Source organism: Candidatus Cloacimonadota bacterium, assembly GCA_020532085.1.
In the GTDB taxonomy this organism is placed as follows: Bacteria; Cloacimonadota; Cloacimonadia; order Cloacimonadales; family Cloacimonadaceae; genus Syntrophosphaera.
The window spans coordinates 23,909-41,317 of sequence record JAJBAV010000010.1 but is presented as its reverse complement, the minus strand read 5'-3'; the positions used below and the strand labels follow the sequence as shown (position 1 = coordinate 41,317).

Sequence of the window (17,409 nt, the reverse complement as noted above, 5' to 3'; positions counted from 1 at the left end):
AGATGAAAACGAGAAACATTATGAACCTTATCCTGCCTGTGGTCTTGCTTGCGCTTGCCGCCACATCCCTCTCCGCCCAGGGCATGAACAACTCGCTGCTGGCCTATTCCCGCATGGGAGTCGGCGCCAGGGTTATCGCCATGGGCGAGGCCGGCTCCACCGTAACCAACGACATCGTGTCCGGCTACTGGAACCCGGCCGGGTTGACGCGGATGAAGGATTTCGAGGTGGGCACCATGATCAATGTGAACATGGGCTACAACCGCAGCCACAACTACGCGTCCTTCGGCAACCGCTTCGGTTTCGGCGCGCTGGGGCTGTCCTGGGTGAACGCGAACGTTCTGGACATCGACGGCTACGACGACAACGGAAACCCCACCGGCACTTTCTCCGACAGCGAAAACAACTTCACGCTTAGCTATGCCAACAGCGTGGGCATATTCAGCTTTGGCCTCAGCCCCAAATTCTATCTGAGCACTCTGGACGGCGAAACGCTGTCCGGATATGGAGTGGACCTCGGCGCGAAACTTGACATCAACCAGTATCTGGAGGTGGGGGCGATGGCTCGCGACCTGTATGGCAAATTCGACGACGCCACGATCCCTTATCAGATCTCGGCAGGCTTGGCGGCGTATCCGCTGAAAGGCCTGACCCTGGCGGCCGATGCCAAACTGGAAAAGGACGAAGACCCCTACTTCTGTTTCGGGGCCGAGTATTGGACCTCAATAGGCAGCGATCCCGAGGCGGATTCCAAGCTGTCCGTGGTCTCCGTGAGCGAGCAGAGTTCCTGGGAGGAAACGCTTTCCACCCTGCAAACCGGATTGCGCCTGGGCTATAACCGGGGCCGGCTTTCCGCCGGAACCGGGATCAAGCTGCGCAATTTCCAGCTCGACTATGTGTTCCGCTACAACAACCACGAGGTTTTCGGCAACGACCACATTCTGTCCCTCATCCTGAGGTTCTGACCCCATGGGAGCGGTGATGAAAAAAACAGCGATCTGTCTGCTGCTGATCGGCTTGTCAGCCTTGGCCTTCGGCCAGATCAGGGCTCCGGGCTCGCGCTACGCGCAGGAGGGCCTGGAGTATTACCAACGCGGCGAATATGACCGGGCCATCCGGGAATTTTTGAGCGCGGACCGCTCCGCCGACGGCAAGGTGCCAGAGTATCATTACTGGCTGGGCAGGCTGCACATCGCCGTGGCCGATACCGCCAGCGCGATGCGGTGGTTCGATCAATACAGGTCTTCCGGAGATTCGGAGTATCAGGCCCAGGTGGACAGCTACCTGCGCATCGTGCAGCGCCAGAAAAAGATCTTCAGCCGGGTGAACATCCGCCCCCTGCCGGATTATGTAAACAGCCGCAATTCCGATTACGGCGCCATCCTCGATCCCGAGGGAAAATATCTCTATTTCACATCCCTCCGTCCGGCCAGGAAAGGCAAGGAAAACGTCTGGCGCGTGGAGATCGTCCGATCCGGATTTGGCCAGCCGGAGCTGGTGGAAGCTCTTTCCACTGACAAGAACGAAGCTTTTGGCAGCTTTTCCGCGGATCCCCAGGGAGCCTGGATCTTTGGCAATTATGAAGCCAACAAACGTGACGGCGATATCTATTTCGTGCCCCGCACCGACAAATGGTTTCAACCCCAAAACATCTCGCAGCTCAATTCCTCGCAGGTGGAAACGCACCCCATGGTCTTTCGCGACCGGCTGCTCTTTTTCGCCTCTTCCCGCGAAGGCGGCTATGGCGGAACTGACATCTATGTAAGCGAAAAGATCGGCGGCATCTGGACCCAGCCCCAAAACCTGGGACCGCAGATCAACACGGCGGAAAACGAACAAACACCTTTCCTGGACTGGGATGGCAGGACCCTCTATTTCTCTTCCCGCGGCCATCCCGGCTTCGGCGGATACGACCTCTTCAAGGCTTACCGCATCGGCACCAACTGGCAGGACTGGTCTGTGCCCGAAAACCTGGGCCTGCCCGTTAATTCCACCCGCAACGACCGCTATTTCTACCACGCCCGCGGCAGCAACGAAGGCTATATGAGTTCCGACCGCCAGGTGAGCGGTTTCGAAAAGATCTACCAGATCAATTTCGCGCTCGCCACGCCCACCAGCTATCTCCTTCGTGAAGCGGACGGTTCCGTTCGCAACGTGGATATCGAATACGTGGTGCCGGCCCAGAGGCAACCCGCGGACGCCGAAACGATCTTTTCGCGCATCGACGAGAGCCTGGAAACCATCAGGCAGGGACTGCCCAAACCGGATTTTGTGCCCGCCCCGCTGGGCCGGGAGCCCCAGAGCTTCGAACTTCCCGCGGAACCCGTCCAGCCGGTTTTGGTGCGGATCGAAGGTTCCGTGCTCGATCAGTTCGGCAACCCTGTGGCGGCCGAAGTGCAGATCAACAGCGAAACTGAAAACCAACGCAATCTGGAGGTGCTGAACACCAATTCCCTGGGTAATTTCCTGGGCACCCTGCCTCCCGCAGCGGTTTATTCCGCGCTGGTAAGCACTCCCGGCTACCTGGTTCACAGCCAGGAGATCAGGCCGGAAGAAGGTTCAACCGCTTTGAGGCTGGACATCGTGCTGCAAAAAATGGAGAAAAAGGGCAGCCTCAGCCTGCCTGACATCCTCTTCGAAAACGGCAGCGCCGAGTTGGCAGCCAAGGCCACCGCGGAACTGGACCTCCTGGTGATGAGCCTGCTCACCAATCAGGACCTGAAGGTCAAGCTCTTCGGGCATGCCTGGGAACCTGGCTCCGCGGCCGACAACAAAGATCTTTCTGAAAGACGCGCCCGGGCTGTGGCCGATTATCTGATCAACAAAGGCATCGCCAAAAAAAGGATCTCCTGGAAAGCCTACGGCAACACCCGCACCCTGGATCCCCAGTATGAACCCTCCGCGCTCAGCAAGAGCCGCAGAGTGGAGATCCTGCTGCAAATGTAAGCTCGCGCGCCATCCCCCGTTCACAGAAATGCCGCGTCCTGAGGGCGCGGCATTTCTGCGGCCGGATCTCAAACGCTCAAAGAGTGCGTCTCAGGGTTTGCCGATCCTGGCTTATGATTATTCAAGGCTCTCTTTCAAACCAAGTGGGTACAACCCGTGAGGGCGGCGGAATGATAGCGAGGGTGTGGAGGCGCGGCTTCAGCCGCGACGGAACCCCTCGTACACCGTGCATCTCAAACCTGATTTTCAAGGCCACCGCCCCACTCCGAAACGCGGTGCGTTTCGGGGTGGGGTGGTGGCAATTTTCATTGATCATCGTTCTGTCGCGCAACGTGGGGCTTACGCGCCCTCGCTATGAGCTGTCGCCCTCCAGGCTGCTGGCTGGTTGATCACTTCCACCCACTTGGTTTGAAAGAGAGCCTTTTTCACTTTTGCCCGCCCTCGCCCCCAATATCAATACGGTATCAATACGGAATCATTACGGATAAAATCCGTATTGATTCCGTATTGATACCGTATTGATATTGGGGGCGACCCGGGGATTTTGGCCATTCTGAGCGGGAAGGTGGTGGACGAACAATCGCTGTAAAGGGGCCGGAAATGCAAAATTTGGAGGTCTGGCCGGATCACGCTGTCATTGTTTGAGTTTGGTCAAAGCCTCTATATCTGTAGGGACAAAGCTGAAAATTGGCTAAAATGAGGCCAGAATGGGCGTGATTTTTGGTCTCGGACCGTAAGGGGCGCGCGGAAACATTTCCCGGTCCTGGGAACGCTTGTTGTAAGTAGCTGGAAAATAGGCAGATAAAATATGGAAAATAATAAGGATTGTGCTTGACAAAAATGGCATATCTGTTTTTCTGGCAACCATATATGGAAGCGCGTGCCGTTATGGCGCGCGGAAGCGTGGAAGCAAGATTTTTAGTACAGTGCAACATATTAGGAGACAATAAATTATGCCTGAAAACAGCTATACTGCAAGTAACATCAAGGTGATGAAAGGCCTGGAAGCCGTTCGCAAGCGCCCGTCGATGTATATCGGCGGCACCAGCGAACGCGGCCTGCACCATCTGGTCTATGAGGTTGTGGACAACGCCATAGACGAGGCCCTGGCGGGATATTGCGACCAGATCAAAGTCACCATCACCTCCCAGGGTGAGGTCGAAGTTGACGACAACGGCCGCGGCATTCCGGTGGACGAACACAAGGACGAGAAGATCTCGGCCTTGCAGGTGGTGATGACCGTCCTGCACGCCGGGGGGAAATTCGACAGCAACACATACAAGGTTTCCGGCGGACTTCACGGCGTGGGCGTTTCCGTGGTGGTGGCCCTTTCGGAATATCTGGAAGCGCGCGTACACACAGGCGGCAAGCTCTATTACCAGCGCTACGAGCGGGGGCAGGTGATGACGGAAGTGAAGGTCCTGGGCGAAACCAACCGCAGCGGCACGGTGATCAAATTCAAGCCGGACGCCAGCATCTTCGAGACGGTGGAATTCAGTTTCGACTACCTCACCACCCGCCTGCGCGAACTTTCCTACCTCAACCGCGGCGTGCGCATCATCCTGAAGGACGAGCGCACCGACCGGATGCACGACTTCCATTTTGAAGGCGGCATCGAAAGCTTCGTGGAGCATCTGAACCAGAACAAGAAACCCCTGGGCGCCAAACCCATCTACGCCAGGGCTGAACGCGAAGGCCTGGAACTGGAGCTGGCCCTGCAGTACAACGAAGGCTACCAGGAAAACATCTTCAGCTACGCCAACAACATCAACACCACCGAGGGCGGCACGCATCTGAGCGGGTTCAAGAGCGGACTCACCCGCGCGGTGAACACCTACATCAAAAACGCCGACCTGCTCAAGAACGAGAAGGTATCGCCATCCGGCGAAGACATCCGCGAAGGCCTCACCACTGTGATCAGCGTGAAGCTGAGCAATCCGCAGTTCGAGGGCCAGACCAAGACCAAGCTGCAAAACTCTGAGGTGGATGGTTTTGTGAACTCCGTGGTTTACGAAAAGCTGATGACCTATTTCGAGGAACATCCCGCCGAAGCCAAAACCATCACCCTGAAAAGCATCCTGGCCGCGCGTTCGCGCGAAGCGGCCAGAAAAGCCAGGGAACTCACCCGGCGCAAATCCGTGCTGGAAAGCGGCTCCCTGCCCGGCAAACTGGCCGACTGCACGATCACGGACCCCAGCCAGACCGAGCTGTTCCTGGTGGAGGGTGACTCCGCGGGAGGCAGCGCCAAACAGGGCCGGGACCGTTCCTTTCAGGCCATCCTGCCGCTTTGGGGCAAGATGCTGAACACCGAAAAAGCCCGTGTGGACAAGGTTTTGAACAATGACAAGATCCAGCCGATCATCCTGGCCATCGGCGCCGGGATCGGGCAGGACTTTGACGTGAGCAAGATCCGCTACGGCAGCATCGTGATCATGGCCGACGCGGACGTGGACGGAGCGCACATCAGCACCCTGCTGCTCACCTTCTTCTATCGCTACATGAAGCCCCTGATCGAGCACGGACACGTGTACATAGCCAAACCGCCGCTGTTCCTGGTGCGCAAGGGCAAGCAGAAGAGATATGTGTTTTCCGAGGAAGAGCGCGACACCGCCATCAGCGAATTGGGAGACAAAGGCGTTGTGATCCAGCGTTACAAAGGTTTGGGTGAAATGAATCCGGACCAGCTTTGGGAAACCACCATGGACCCGGAAAACCGGATCATGATCTCGGTGAAAATGGACGATGCCATCGAAGCCGACCGGATGTTCACCGTGCTGATGGGCGATGAAGTGGAACCCCGCCGCGAATTCATCCAGGCCAACGCCAAATATGTGCAGAACCTGGATATTTAAAGAAGCTGGAGTGAAGAATGGACGATAAGACAAAAATACTGAACGTACAGATAGAAGACCACCTGCGGCAGGCGTATCTGGATTATTCCATGAGCGTGATCGTAGCCCGCGCGCTGCCCGACATCCGTGACGGGCTGAAACCTTCGCAGCGGCGCATCATTTTCGCGATGAGCGAGCTGAACCTCTCTCCCGGCGGGCATTTCCGCAAATGCGCCAAGATCGCCGGCGATACCTCCGGTAACTACCATCCCCACGGCGAACAGGTGGTCTATCCCACCCTGGTGCGCCTCGCCCAACCCTGGAACATGCGCTATCCGCTGGTGGACGGGCAGGGAAACTTTGGCTCCATCGACGGCGATCCGCCCGCGGCCATGCGTTACACCGAGGCCCGGATGCAGAAAGTGACGATGGAAATGCTGGACGAGCTGGAAAAAGACACGGTGGATTTCAAAGGCAACTATGACGATACGCGCAAGGAACCGGTGGTTTTTCCCGCCCGCATACCCAATCTGCTGATCAACGGCTCCTCCGGGATCGCGGTGGGTATGGCCACAAACATGCCGCCACACAACATCGCCGAGGTTTGCGACGCGATGATCGCCCTCATCGACGATCCGGAGATCGAGATCCTGGACCTGCGCAGATACATCAAGGGCCCCGATTTCCCCACGGGAGGATTCATCCTGGGTTCCGACGGGATCAGGGATTATTTCCAGACCGGGCGGGGACGCCTGCTGATCCGCGGCGAGGCCGAGATCGAGATCGGCAAGAATGAGCAGGAATCGATCATCATCCGCTCCATACCCTATCAGGTTACGAAAACCGCCCTGATCGAGCGGATCGTGGAGCTGGTGAAGGACAAACGCATAGATGGGATCAGCGATGTGCGCGACGAATCCGGCCGCGACGGCATGCGCCTGGTGATCCAGGTGAAGAGAAACGCGGACGGCAACACCGTGCTCAACCATCTTTACAAATACACCCAGCTGCAGACAACCTTCGGCGTGATCAACCTTTGCCTGATCGACGGCGTGCCCCAGGTGGTAAGCATGAAGGACATGCTGAACAATTTCATCCAGTTCAGGCACGACGTGGTGCTGCGCCGCACCCTGTTCGAACTGAGGAACGCCGAGGACCGGCTGCACATCCTGGAAGGTTTCAAGATCGCCCTAGACAACCTGGACGAGGTGATCGCCACCATCCGCGCGTCACAGACGCCGCCTGAGGCCAGCGAGCAGTTGCAGGCGAAATTCGGCCTCTCTGAAGTGCAGGCCAAAGCCATCTTGGAGATGCGTTTGCAGCGCCTCACCGGGCTGGAGCGCGAGAAGATCGAGGAAGAATACCGCGAACTGCTTAAAGTTATCTCCAGGCTGCGCGATCTGGTGGAAAACAAGGACCTGCGCATGCAACTGATCAAAGGGGAAACCCAGGAGATCCGCGACAAGTTTGGTGATGCCCGCCGCTCCAGGATCCTGGAGAACTACAGCGGAATGCTGAATCCCGAGGACATGGTGGCCGACGAACTGGTGGTGGTTACCATCACCCACGACGGCTATGTGAAACGCCTGCCCGTGGATACCTACCGGGTGCAGGGACGCGGCGGACGCGGCCTCACGGGCACCAATCTGAAGGACGAGGACAACATCCAGTATATCTTCGTGGCCTCCACTCATTCCTATATCCTGCTCTTCACCGACCACGGCAGATGCTACTGGCTGAAGGTTTACGAGATCCCGGAAGCGAGCAGAACAGCCCGCGGCAAGGCGGTGGTGAACCTGGTGAAGTTCGAGGACAAGGAAAAGATCAGGGCCTTTGTGACCCTGAAGAACTTCAGTCCGGAGCAGAACGTGGTGATGTGCACGAAGAACGGAACGGTGAAGAAATCCGCCCTGGCGGCCTTCAGCCGTCCGCGCAGCAGCGGCATCCTGGCGATCAGGCTGATGCCGGGTGACGAACTGATCGACGCCCGCATCACCGAGGGGAACGACGACATCATCCTGGCCACCAAGAACGGTTATTGCAACCGCTTCAACGAAAAGGACTTCCGCCAGACGGCTCGCTTCACCAAAGGCGTGCGGGGCATCCGGCTGCGCGACGAGGATTACGTGATCTCCATGGGCATCATCTCCCAGGAAGATATCATCGAGAACGGCAACCCCAGCGGCAAGACCATCCTGGCCATCAGCGAAAACGGCTATGGCAAACGCACCCTCACCTCAGCCTATCCCACCACCCGGCGCGGCAGCAAAGGCGTGATCACGCTAAAAACCAGCCAACGCAACGGCCACCTGGCCGCGCTGATGATCGTGGACGACAGCGAGGACCTGATGATCATTACCCAGGATGGCAAGATCATCCGGCAAAAGATCAGCGAGATCAAATCGATCAGCCGCAACACCCAGGGCGTAAGACTGATCAATCTCTACGACAACGACAAGGTCTGCGACATCACCCTCATCCCGCCGGATCTGGATGATGAAGAGCTGGACGTGGAGGTAGAGAAGCTGAAAAACGCGCCTCCGCTGCCTTCCGCGCCGGCCGATGACGAACCCGCTGACGACGAAGAAGAAGAAATGGATGACGACAACGATGAAGTTGACGTCGACATCGAAGAAGACACAGAATAATCAACAAGCATGTGATCCCCCTTTCCCGCGCGGAGAGGGGGATCAAGGTTTTCCATGAAAAGAGATTTTTGGTTTCTGGGGCTGGCATTGCTGAGCCTGGGTGGCTGTCTGCTAAAGCCTTACCTGCCTCAGCCCGCGGCAGAATACTCGGTGGAGGAAGGTTGGGCCATCATCGATGCCGACAGCCTGATCCTGTTTGCGCGGCCTCAGGCCTATTCCGGTGAAGCTCAGCCAGTTGCCGCAAACTTCTTCACCCTGTATCTGCGGGTGAAAAACAAATCCCCGCGGACGGTTTCCCTGCCCCGGGGTGGTTTTAGCATCTCCACGCAGCAGCAGCACGACCCTGTTCCCCTGTCGCTGGTGCTGGGGAGTTTGCAGAGCGGATTATTTCTGAATGAGCCTGAGGATCCCTTCGCGCCGATGACCGCGGAAACGCAGGATTTGGCCCTGGAAAGAGCCCGGGAACGATATTTCGAGCTAATGAACGGCTACTTCAGCTTCGGCGACATCCTGCCCGGAGGGGTGAAGGAAGGCTACCTGTTCTACAATGAAAGGATAGACCGGACGGACAGCTTTGTGTTTGACGCCCTGGGCACCCGGGTGCTGTTCCAAAGGCGCTGACAGCATTTCCCGGCATTCATCGGGATCATTGCCACCTGATAAAAATCGCGTGGATCCAAGGCTGGATCCACGCAATTCATTTAACCGCGATGGACAACGCGGTGACAGGCTGGACTGCTATTCGTCGCTTTGGTTTGCAGGCAGAAGATCCTGCAAATGCTGAACGTAGGCTCCCGCTCCGCCTTGCTGGTAACCCGTCTGGGCAATGACATCTTCCTGGGAGTTGATCAACAGGATGGTGGGGAAGCCCTGGATGCCGAATTGTTCAGCCAGGGCCTGATTGGCCTGGGCTTCCGCGGGAGGAAGTTTTTTCTTGCTGGGGAAGTCGATGGTCAGCAGGATCAGGTTTGACCCGGCATAATCAAGGAATTCCTGCTGCGAAAAAACCTCATCCCTAAGTCTGAAGCACCATTGGCACCAGTCGGAGCCGGTGAAATTGATCAGAACGGGACGGCCGAGTTCTTCAGACAGGCTCAGGGCGAGCTGGTAGTCCGAGATCCACGTGCCAGGTTCATAGGTAATTTCAGCGCTTTCAGGCATTTGTACTTCAGCTTCGGCAGGCTTCATTTCAGTATCTTCGGCCTGGCAACCTACTATCAGGACCATGCTTAACAGCAGCATTATGATGAGTTTATTCACGATGTTACCTCTTCGTCGTTGATGAAAGTTCGAACCATGATGTTGGCCGCTTTTGAGAGCATGGCATGCACTCCGCAATAACGTTCCACTGAAAGCCTGACGGCTTTGAGGACTTTTTCGGGGGGGAGGTTTTCACCCCAAAAGCGAAAATCAGCCCTGATGGTGTGGTAGGTGATGGGTTGTTCTGTGGTGGAGTCGGCCTCCACGTCAACGCGGAACTTGTAGTTTTCCACGCGCATTTTTTGCAGCAGGGAAACCACATCCATGCCCGAGCAACCGCTCAGGGCGATCAGTAACAAGGGTTTGGGGCGCGGACCGAGATCCTTTCCGCCCCATTCGGCATCGGCATCCAAGGTCAGGTGGTGGCCGTTGGCTTCGGCGTCAAAGGCCATGCCGCCGGTCCAGGTGAGGGTTGTTTTGCTGCTCATCAAATGTCCACTGTGGTAGCTTTCAGCACTTCCTCGTACTTTTCTACATAGGTTTTAAGGGCTTTGTAAACCTCATCCACGTCTTTCTCGGGGATCTGGGTGATGATCTTCTTTTGATGGTCAACAACCGTCTGGCGGCTGTTTTCAGCCAACTTCTTGCCTTTTTCGGTGATGATGGCGAACCAGCAGCGGCGATCCTTTTCCGAGGGTTTGCGCATCACGAGCATTTTGCTTACCAGGTTGTCCATGATCCTGGTGATGCGGCTGTGGGAAACGTTGAGGACCTTGGCCAGCTCGTTCATGTTGACCGGTTCCTTCACCGCGAAGAGATGATTGAGCAGCTGGCATTCCATTTTTCCAGCCTGCAGACACGCTTTCTGAGCATAGTCGATCTCGCTCAGAACCACCTGAAGTCGGGTGATCATTCCGTGAAAATGTTCAGCGTTGACTTTCATGGCATTCTCCTTAGTTATTGTATTTGCAGCAGACGGTTTATCTTGTCCTTGTCAAAACCGACCACCGCGGTATTGTTTATCCAGAGTTGAGGCACACCCAGCTGACCAGTTTTACGCTGCATGTCCCGCAGAGCCTGTTCGTTCTTTGAAACATCGATGTATTTATAGGTAAAACCATGTGAGGAAAGGTAATCTTTCACTTTTCTGCACCAAGAACAAGTTGGTGTTCCAAAAACGATGATCTTAGCCTTCATACTGTTCTGAACCTCTGAATACAATAATAATGAGACTATTAGATTAAGCAAGAAAAATTTTCCGGCCTGCGATGGTTTCGGGTGAACTGAAAAGGTGGCCTGGATGCCCAAACGCAGATTGGAAAAAAAACTTGCCATATTTTGGGTTGTGGAAAAAATGCCACAAAGCAAGGAGAAAAAAATGGCGACCATCTTTTTTTGCGCGGATTGCGGCTTCGAAACCACCAAGTGGAGCGGGAAATGTCCTTCCTGCGGAAGCTGGGGAACCCTCAAGGAGAGTACCAGGGTAACCGGGAAAGCCAGCAAGGGTGGTGTTTCCGACCTGCAGTTGCCCAAACCGGAGCGGATCCGGGACCTTAAATATACCGGGGATGCCCGCGCCGCCACGGGAGTGCGGGAATTCGATCTGGTGATCGGAGGCGGCATCGTGAGCGGAATGTTGGTTTTGATCGGCGGCGAGCCGGGCATCGGCAAATCGACCCTCATGCTCCAGCTTTCGCAATGGATGGGAAACCAGGGCAGGAAAGTGCTCTACGTTTCGGGCGAGGAAAGCGCTGAGCAGATCCATCTGCGCAGCACCCGGCTGAACGTGGGCAGCGAGAACATCTGGCTGCTGTGCACCAACGACGCGGAGCTGATGCTCAAGGCGGCAGAGGAAAGCCAGCCGGACATCCTGATCGTGGATTCCATCCAATCGGTGAGCTTGCCCAGCCTGGATTCGTTGCCGGGAAGCATCACCCAGCTGCGCGAAACCAGCAACCGCATTCTGCGTAGCGCCAAAACCCTGCGGATGCCCGTGTTCATGGTGGGCCACGTGACCAAGGAAGGCTTTGTGGCCGGGCCCAAGATCATCGAGCACATGGTGGACACGGTGCTCTATTTCGAAGGCGAACTGCGCGGCCAGTACAAGATCCTGCGGGCTGTGAAGAACCGCTTTGGCTCCACCAACGAGATCGGCATCTTTGAGATGACCAATCTGGGCTTGGTGGAAGTGCCCAATCCCAATCACATCTTTCTCTCCAACGACGGAGAGCACAACGGTACCGCCATCGGTTGCGTGATGGAGGGTTCGCGGTCATTCATCGTGGAAGTGCAATCCCTGGCGACCGCCTCCAACTATGGCACGCCCCAGAGGGTGGTGGTGGGGCTGGAACAGAAGAAGCTGGCCATCCTGCTGGCCATCCTGGAAAAAAACCTGGCCCTGTATCTGCGCTCCAGCGACGTCTTCATCAATCTCGCGGGGGGCATCCGCTCCTCCGATCCCGGTCTTGATCTGGCCATTTTGGCAGCGATAATTTCCAGCCTCAAGGACAAGCCCTTGCCGGAAAAATCGGTGTTCATCGGGGAAGTTGGCCTGAACGGCGAAGTGCGGCCGGTGTCCCAACTCGACTCCCGGGTCAACGAAGCAGTCAAATTGGGCTACGAGAAGGTGTTTGTGTCGGCTCACGCGAAGCTGAGGCAAAAGGGGAAGATGTTCCGGGTCCGTGATGTCAAAGAGCTGTATGGAGCGCTGGACAAATGATTGCGGAGCCAGGCAGTTACCGCGAGTCTGAAAAATCGCCCCGCTTTCAGCGAAGCCCCTTGACAGAAATACCGGGGAAAGAAAGCTAAACCCATGAGTTCAAAGTTCATTTTGCTGACAGTTATCATCACTCTGAGCGTGGTGGGGCTGTATCAGCTCACCAAAGCCAGCAGGCAGGACTATCCTGAGTTTCAGTTTTCCGAAGGCCAGATCGCCGAATACGACATCCTGGCGCCTTTCGACTTTCCGGTATTCAAGACCGAGGACCAGGTTCAGGAAGAGTATTCCGCCAAACTGGCCCAGGCGGGAAAACCGTATCTGCTTAGTCCGGATGTGGAGTTTGAGGCCTACAGCAGCCTGGACCGGCTGTTTGACCTCATCTACGAAGCCGCCGACAGCTCCGATCCCGGGGCAGTGGCACTCAGTGGCAGGCAGCAGGGGTTCCAGCTGGACAATCCCGGCTTGCTGCTCACAGGCGACAAACAGCGCATAGCCGCTTCCCATGCCAGGATCAAGGAAGCGCTGGAGCAGTTGTACCGGGCCGGCATCTATGCGGGCATCAGCGGAGACAGCATCCGGGTGAAAACAGACGGCGGCACGCAGCAACGCAGTCTGACCCGATATTTTGAACTGGCCGAGGCCAAGCGCCTCATTCTGCAGAAACTGGAGCCCTCCCTGGCGATGCTGGTGGACAATAATGCCGGGAAACTGATCCTGGCAAATCTGGTGGTGGACGCTGATAGTTACGCGGAGCTGCAAAAACAGCTGCTGGATTCCATCGACCGGGTAAGCGGCATGGTCCGGCAGAACGAGGTGATCATCCGCCTCAATCAGAGGCTGAATCAGGAAGACATCAACAAGATGAACTCCCTGGCCCGCGAATATCAGGCCCGGGGGGAAAGGAAATCCACGCTGCTGCAGTGGCTGGGCTTCATGGGGCTGCTGCTCTTCATTTTGATCGTCGTTTTCACTTTCAACCTGCATTATTGGCTGTCACCACTGCGGGAAGAGCACGGCCTTGCCGGCGCGGCGGTGCTCAACGCCGGTTTTTTGGCGATCATACTGGCCGCTTTGCTCACAAACGATGTTCTGGGGCTGCAGGCCAGCCTGGTGCCGTTTGCCTTGGTGATCCTTCCAGCAGCCATCCTGTTGGGTTACACTTTGGGCTACTTTTACACTGCCAGTGCCGTTCTTCTGCTGGGTCCATTCATTAACTGGGACGCTTCCGGCATGGCCTTGCTGCTGTTATCCACCCTGATAACCCTGGCCCTGATCCATAGATTCCAGTCCCGGCACAAGTTCATCAAGATCTGGCTGTTCCTCTATCTGGCCGTGAACTTGATCAACAGCGCGCTATCCCTGATCTCTTACACAGGTGACAACCTGGTGGAAAAAACGCAAAGCCTGTTCCGGATCTCCGGGTATTCGCTGGTTTCCACCACCATCTCCGTTTTGGGCTGTCTGGCCTTGGTAAACTTTTTTGAGCACAAATGGAACCGCGCCACCAAACAAGTGCTGCTGGAACTGCAGGAGTTCAACCATCCCCTGTTGAAAAGGCTGGCCACCAACGCCGTGGGCACTTATCACCACAGCCTGATGGTGGGCAACCTGGCCGAACGTGCCGCCGCGGCCATCGGTGCCAATTCCTCCCTGGCCAGGGTGGGCAGCTATTTCCACGACATCGGCAAATCGGTCAATCCGGAGATCTTCACCGAGAACAATGAAGAGTCGGCGGAATTCTACTCCAAATTCACGCCGGAAGAGAGCGCGGACATTATTCGCGATCACGTGAAAGAAGGGGCGGTGCTGGCCGAAAAACACCGCATCCCCAAAGCTGTGGTCGACATCATCTGGCAGCATCACGGCACCAGCTACATTCGCTATTTTCTGGAGGCTGCCCAGCGCCAGGGAGAGGTTGCGGATTTGGACGCCTTTCGCTATCCGGGGCCCCTGCCCCAAAGTAAGGAAGCGGCCCTGGTGATGCTGGCGGACGTGGTGGAATCCACCAGCAAATCCAAAAGTGCCGCCACCGACGCTGAGATAGCCAAACTGGTTGACGACACCATTCAGCGCCTGATCCGGGAGGGCCAGTTCGACGAAGCGCCCATCACCCTCAAAGATCTGGCCCTGGCCCGGAAAGCCATGTGTCCCGTGCTGGAAAGCGTTTTCCGCAAACGCCTGGATTACCCGGAAGCAAAGCCATCTTGAGCTGTCTGACCTTCACCTTTGAGAACGAGACCGGGATCCAGGTGGATCCGGAACCCCTGCGGGCCGCGGCAGAACTGGTCTGCGCCGAGGAATTGCCCAAGGGTGAATGCGAGATCGGGGTGCTGATCTGCACTGACGAACAGATCCGCCGGTACAACCTGCTTTACCGGGGTGATGACGCGGTGACCGACGTGCTCTGCTTCAACGGCGCGGAAGGCCTTCCCGGCGAGGTTTCATTGGAGCTCGGGACCGTGATCTGCGATATTCTGATTGACATAAAACAACTCCAGCGGCAAAAGGGTCCCAAAAGCATAAACAAAGAACTGATGGAGATATTTATCCATGGCCTGCTGCACGGATTTGGCTATGACCACATTCGCGCGGGAGACTTTAAACAGATGAAAGTAAAAGAAGCATACTACATTAGCAAAATGGAAGGTACACACCAAAGTGGATGACGGTAGTATATTACCTTTGATTCCGGTCATATTCATTCTCTTGCTGCTCTCAGCCTATTTCTCGGGATCCGAGACCGCCTTTTTCTCTTTGCCCCGCATTTATCTGAAGAAGCTGGAAAACAGCAAACACGCGAGCGCGAAAAGGATCCTGGGCATGTTGAGAAGGCCCCGGCAGCTTTTGATCACGATCCTGCTGGGTAACACTTTCGTGAACATGGGGTTTACGTCCCTGACCACCCTTCTCGCCCTGAAGATCGCCCAAGAACGGGGCTTTGACACCTCCCTTTCGGTAACGGTGCAGGTGATCGTCTCCACTCTGCTGATCGTCACCTTCGGCGAGATCATTCCGAAACTGGTGGCTTTGGCCACAGCGAACAATTATGCCCGGGTTGTTAGCCTGCCTTTGCAGATCATCAGTTACATCCTCTATCTGCCCGTTTGGCTGATAGATAAATTCAGCCTCCTGATCTCCAGCCGGCAGAGTTCCGATAAAAACATGATGTCCAGGCTCACGGCGGAGGAGTTTCACAATCTGATCCAATCCGAGCATTCGAAACACAGCCTCGACGAAAACGAAAAGCAGATGCTGGTCGGCCTGTTCCGCTTCAGGGAAGCCAAGCTCACCGAGATCTATGTGCCCCGGGTGAGGGTCAAGGCGATCGAGGTGAAACAGAGCCTGGATAATCTGCGTGATCTGATCATCTCCAGCGGCCACTCCCGCATCCCGGTGTATCGCGAAACGATCGATGACATCGTGGGCGTGATCTATGTGAAGGACCTGCTGCTGTTTCCGGAAAAAACCAATCTCAGCGAACTGATGCGGCCCGCCTGGTTCGTTACCGAAAACATGAAAGTCCAGACCCTGCTCAACCAGTTCAAAACCAGAAAGATGCAGATGGCCGTGGTGGTGGATGAATACGGCGGAACCTCGGGCATCATATCCCTCGAGGACATTTTGGAAGAGATCGTGGGCGAGATCCATGACGAATACGATCGGGACGAATCGCCCGAACTGGTTCGGATCGATGCCAAAACCTGCCGGGTGAGAGGTGTGTTCAACATCCGCCAGTTCAACCAGGAATTCAACTCCTCCATAGATACCGACGCGTACGACAACGTGGCGGAATACCTGCTGTCCCAGTTCAATCACGTGCCCGCGGCAGGGGAGACCCACGTGCTGGACAACGCCCTGATGTTCAGGATCCTGGAGAGTGACGGAAGAAGCATAAAACAGGTGGAGATCACTCTGCTGGAAGCAGAAAACGAGTGACGCATGCCTGACCACCAAAACGCCCCGGGCCTGAACGGCTCGAGGGGGAAAAACCTCTTCGCAAGAACTGTTTGGCCGCCACTGATCTGGCTGGCGCTGATTTGGCTGGTCTCTTCTTTACCGGGTAAAAGCCTGCCCGCGCCCAAGCTCCTCAGTCTGGATAAACTCGCCCATATCGGCGTTTACCTGGTCTTGGGATTGCTCACCAACCGGGCGGTCATCCGGGTGGAGTGGGGTTCCCAGAACCTCGGGTGGATCTACCTGGCGCTGCTGGTGTCAGCTGGTCTGGATGAATGGCATCAGCATCTCATCCCCCAAAGGTCGGTCTCGGTTTGGGATTTTGCCGCCAACGCCGCGGGTTTGGTCCTGGCGTTCGGGGCATACTGGATCTTCCGTGATCGAAGTTGATAACCTCTGTCTGAGCCTTGGCGGCCAGGTCCTCTTGCAAGATGTTGGTTTCAGGCTGGAAGACGGCCAAAACCTGATCATTGTTGGGCGCAGCGGCTCGGGGAAAACTGTGCTGATCAAGACCCTGATGGGCCTTTTCCATCCAGACGGTGGAACCGTGAGGGTTGACGGTGGGGATGTTTTCGATGCTGCCAGCCACCTCAGCTTCAATGTTCGCCAGGATTTTGCCATGGTTTTTCAAAATTCGGCGCTGCTGGATTCTTACACTGTGTTCCAGAACGTAGCCCTGCCCCTCTACGAAAGAGGTGAACTGGAACACGACGCCATCAGGGAAAAGGTGGCCCAAAGCCTGGCCGTGGTTGGCCTGGAAGACATCATGGACAAACATCCCGCCGAACTCAGCGGTGGCATGCGCAAGCGCGTGGGCATCGCCAGGGCCCTGGTTTACGATCCGCGCTACATAATCTTCGACGAGCCGGTTTCGGGCCTGGACCCGATCACGGCGGCTGAGATCATCTATTACATCACCCGGATCATCTCCTCCGGTCGGGCCACCACGATCACCATCACCCACGATACCCGCGATCTGGAGGCCATCGGCGACCAGGTGCTGTTTCTGGACGAAGGCCGGGTGCTCCATTACGGGCCACTGGCCCAATTGTGGCAAACCGGGGATCCCCTGATCAGGCAATTCCTGCGGATCGGTGAGTGAGATGCTGCC

The 17,409-nt window shown here is 56.3% G+C and carries 15 protein-coding genes; 11 read left to right on the top strand and 4 right to left on the bottom strand.

Going from position 1 to position 17,409, the window contains the following annotated elements; genetic code table 11:
* Positions 1-2 precede the first annotated feature (2 nt).
* The 5 genes from LHW45_04090 (at position 3) to LHW45_04070 (ending at position 9,046) form a co-directional block, all read left to right on the top strand.
* Positions 3-965 carry a hypothetical protein gene (locus LHW45_04090; protein ID MCB5284756.1) on the top strand — a complete coding sequence of 321 codons (963 nt, stop codon included), beginning with the start codon at positions 3-5 and terminating at the stop codon, positions 963-965.
* 16 nt (positions 966-981) lie between these two features.
* Positions 982-2,946: an OmpA family protein gene (locus LHW45_04085; protein MCB5284755.1), complete on the top strand. Its 1,965-nt coding sequence runs from the start codon at positions 982-984 to the stop codon at positions 2,944-2,946.
* A gap of 953 nt (positions 2,947-3,899) precedes the next feature.
* On the top strand, positions 3,900-5,798 hold the full coding sequence (gyrB, locus tag LHW45_04080) for a DNA topoisomerase (ATP-hydrolyzing) subunit B (protein ID MCB5284754.1): 1,899 nt from the start codon (positions 3,900-3,902) through the stop codon (positions 5,796-5,798).
* A gap of 17 nt (positions 5,799-5,815) precedes the next feature.
* Positions 5,816-8,425 (top strand): DNA gyrase subunit A, encoded by a 2,610-nt coding sequence (gene gyrA, locus LHW45_04075; protein ID MCB5284753.1) that lies wholly within the window; start codon positions 5,816-5,818, stop codon positions 8,423-8,425.
* Between the two features lie 54 nt (positions 8,426-8,479).
* Positions 8,480-9,046, top strand: a complete 567-nt coding sequence (locus tag LHW45_04070; GenBank protein MCB5284752.1) for a hypothetical protein — start codon at positions 8,480-8,482, stop codon at positions 9,044-9,046.
* Positions 9,047-9,163: 117 nt separating this feature from the next.
* Here LHW45_04070 and LHW45_04065 read toward each other — a convergent pair whose 3' ends face one another.
* Genes LHW45_04065 through LHW45_04050 form a run of 4 tightly spaced genes read right to left on the bottom strand, consistent with a single transcriptional unit; the run spans position 9,164 to position 11,014 of the window.
* Positions 9,164-9,685: a thioredoxin family protein gene (locus tag LHW45_04065; GenBank protein MCB5284751.1), complete on the bottom strand. Its 522-nt coding sequence runs from the start codon at positions 9,683-9,685 to the stop codon at positions 9,164-9,166.
* A complete protein-coding gene (locus LHW45_04060; protein MCB5284750.1) occupies positions 9,682-10,113 on the bottom strand; it encodes an OsmC family protein in 432 nt (143 codons plus the stop codon). Before LHW45_04060 ends, LHW45_04065 begins: the two co-directional genes overlap by 4 nt.
* Entirely contained in the window at positions 10,113-10,568 is a 456-nt protein-coding gene (locus tag LHW45_04055; protein ID MCB5284749.1) for a MarR family transcriptional regulator, read from the bottom strand. The genes LHW45_04060 and LHW45_04055 overlap by 1 nt, the downstream gene beginning before the upstream one ends.
* A 14-nt stretch (positions 10,569-10,582) precedes the next feature.
* A complete protein-coding gene (locus tag LHW45_04050) occupies positions 10,583-11,014 on the bottom strand; it encodes a glutathione S-transferase N-terminal domain-containing protein (GenBank protein ID MCB5284748.1) in 432 nt (143 codons plus the stop codon).
* Between LHW45_04050 and radA the strand changes: the two genes are divergently transcribed.
* The 6 genes from radA (at position 10,980) to LHW45_04020 (ending at position 17,400) form a co-directional block, all read left to right on the top strand.
* Positions 10,980-12,344, top strand: coding sequence for a DNA repair protein RadA (radA, locus tag LHW45_04045; protein MCB5284747.1), 1,365 nt, complete (start codon positions 10,980-10,982; stop codon positions 12,342-12,344). The two genes, LHW45_04050 and radA, sit on opposite strands and share 35 nt — an antisense overlap.
* 93 nt (positions 12,345-12,437) lie before the next feature.
* Positions 12,438-14,552, top strand: coding sequence for an HDIG domain-containing protein (locus LHW45_04040; GenBank protein MCB5284746.1), 2,115 nt, complete (start codon positions 12,438-12,440; stop codon positions 14,550-14,552).
* Positions 14,549-15,010, top strand: a complete 462-nt coding sequence (gene ybeY / locus LHW45_04035; protein MCB5284745.1) for an rRNA maturation RNase YbeY — start codon at positions 14,549-14,551, stop codon at positions 15,008-15,010. The genes LHW45_04040 and ybeY overlap by 4 nt, the downstream gene beginning before the upstream one ends.
* Positions 15,003-16,280, top strand: a complete 1,278-nt coding sequence (locus LHW45_04030; GenBank protein MCB5284744.1) for a hemolysin family protein — start codon at positions 15,003-15,005, stop codon at positions 16,278-16,280. Before ybeY ends, LHW45_04030 begins: the two co-directional genes overlap by 8 nt.
* 3 nt (positions 16,281-16,283) lie before the next feature.
* Positions 16,284-16,688, top strand: coding sequence for a VanZ family protein (locus LHW45_04025; protein MCB5284743.1), 405 nt, complete (start codon positions 16,284-16,286; stop codon positions 16,686-16,688).
* On the top strand, positions 16,675-17,400 hold the full coding sequence (locus tag LHW45_04020; protein ID MCB5284742.1) for an ATP-binding cassette domain-containing protein: 726 nt from the start codon (positions 16,675-16,677) through the stop codon (positions 17,398-17,400). Before LHW45_04025 ends, LHW45_04020 begins: the two co-directional genes overlap by 14 nt.
* Positions 17,401-17,409: the final 9 nt, after the last annotated feature.

Bases quoted from the DNA above. Each gene is read 5' to 3' on its own strand.
- LHW45_04090 (MCB5284756.1), top strand. From the start codon at position 3: ATGAAAACGAGAAACATTATGAACCTTATCCTGCCTGTGGTCTTGCTT.
- LHW45_04085 (MCB5284755.1), top strand. From the start codon at position 982: ATGAAAAAAACAGCGATCTGTCTGCTGCTGATCGGCTTGTCAGCCTTG.
- gyrB (MCB5284754.1), top strand. From the start codon at position 3,900: ATGCCTGAAAACAGCTATACTGCAAGTAACATCAAGGTGATGAAAGGC.
- gyrA (MCB5284753.1), top strand. From the start codon at position 5,816: ATGGACGATAAGACAAAAATACTGAACGTACAGATAGAAGACCACCTG.
- LHW45_04070 (MCB5284752.1), top strand. From the start codon at position 8,480: ATGAAAAGAGATTTTTGGTTTCTGGGGCTGGCATTGCTGAGCCTGGGT.
- LHW45_04060 (MCB5284750.1), bottom strand. From the start codon at position 10,113: ATGAGCAGCAAAACAACCCTCACCTGGACCGGCGGCATGGCCTTTGAC.
- LHW45_04055 (MCB5284749.1), bottom strand. From the start codon at position 10,568: ATGAAAGTCAACGCTGAACATTTTCACGGAATGATCACCCGACTTCAG.
- radA (MCB5284747.1), top strand. From the start codon at position 10,980: ATGCCACAAAGCAAGGAGAAAAAAATGGCGACCATCTTTTTTTGCGCG.
- LHW45_04050 (MCB5284748.1), bottom strand. From the start codon at position 11,014: ATGGTCGCCATTTTTTTCTCCTTGCTTTGTGGCATTTTTTCCACAACC.
- LHW45_04040 (MCB5284746.1), top strand. From the start codon at position 12,438: ATGAGTTCAAAGTTCATTTTGCTGACAGTTATCATCACTCTGAGCGTG.
- LHW45_04025 (MCB5284743.1), top strand. From the start codon at position 16,284: ATGCCTGACCACCAAAACGCCCCGGGCCTGAACGGCTCGAGGGGGAAA.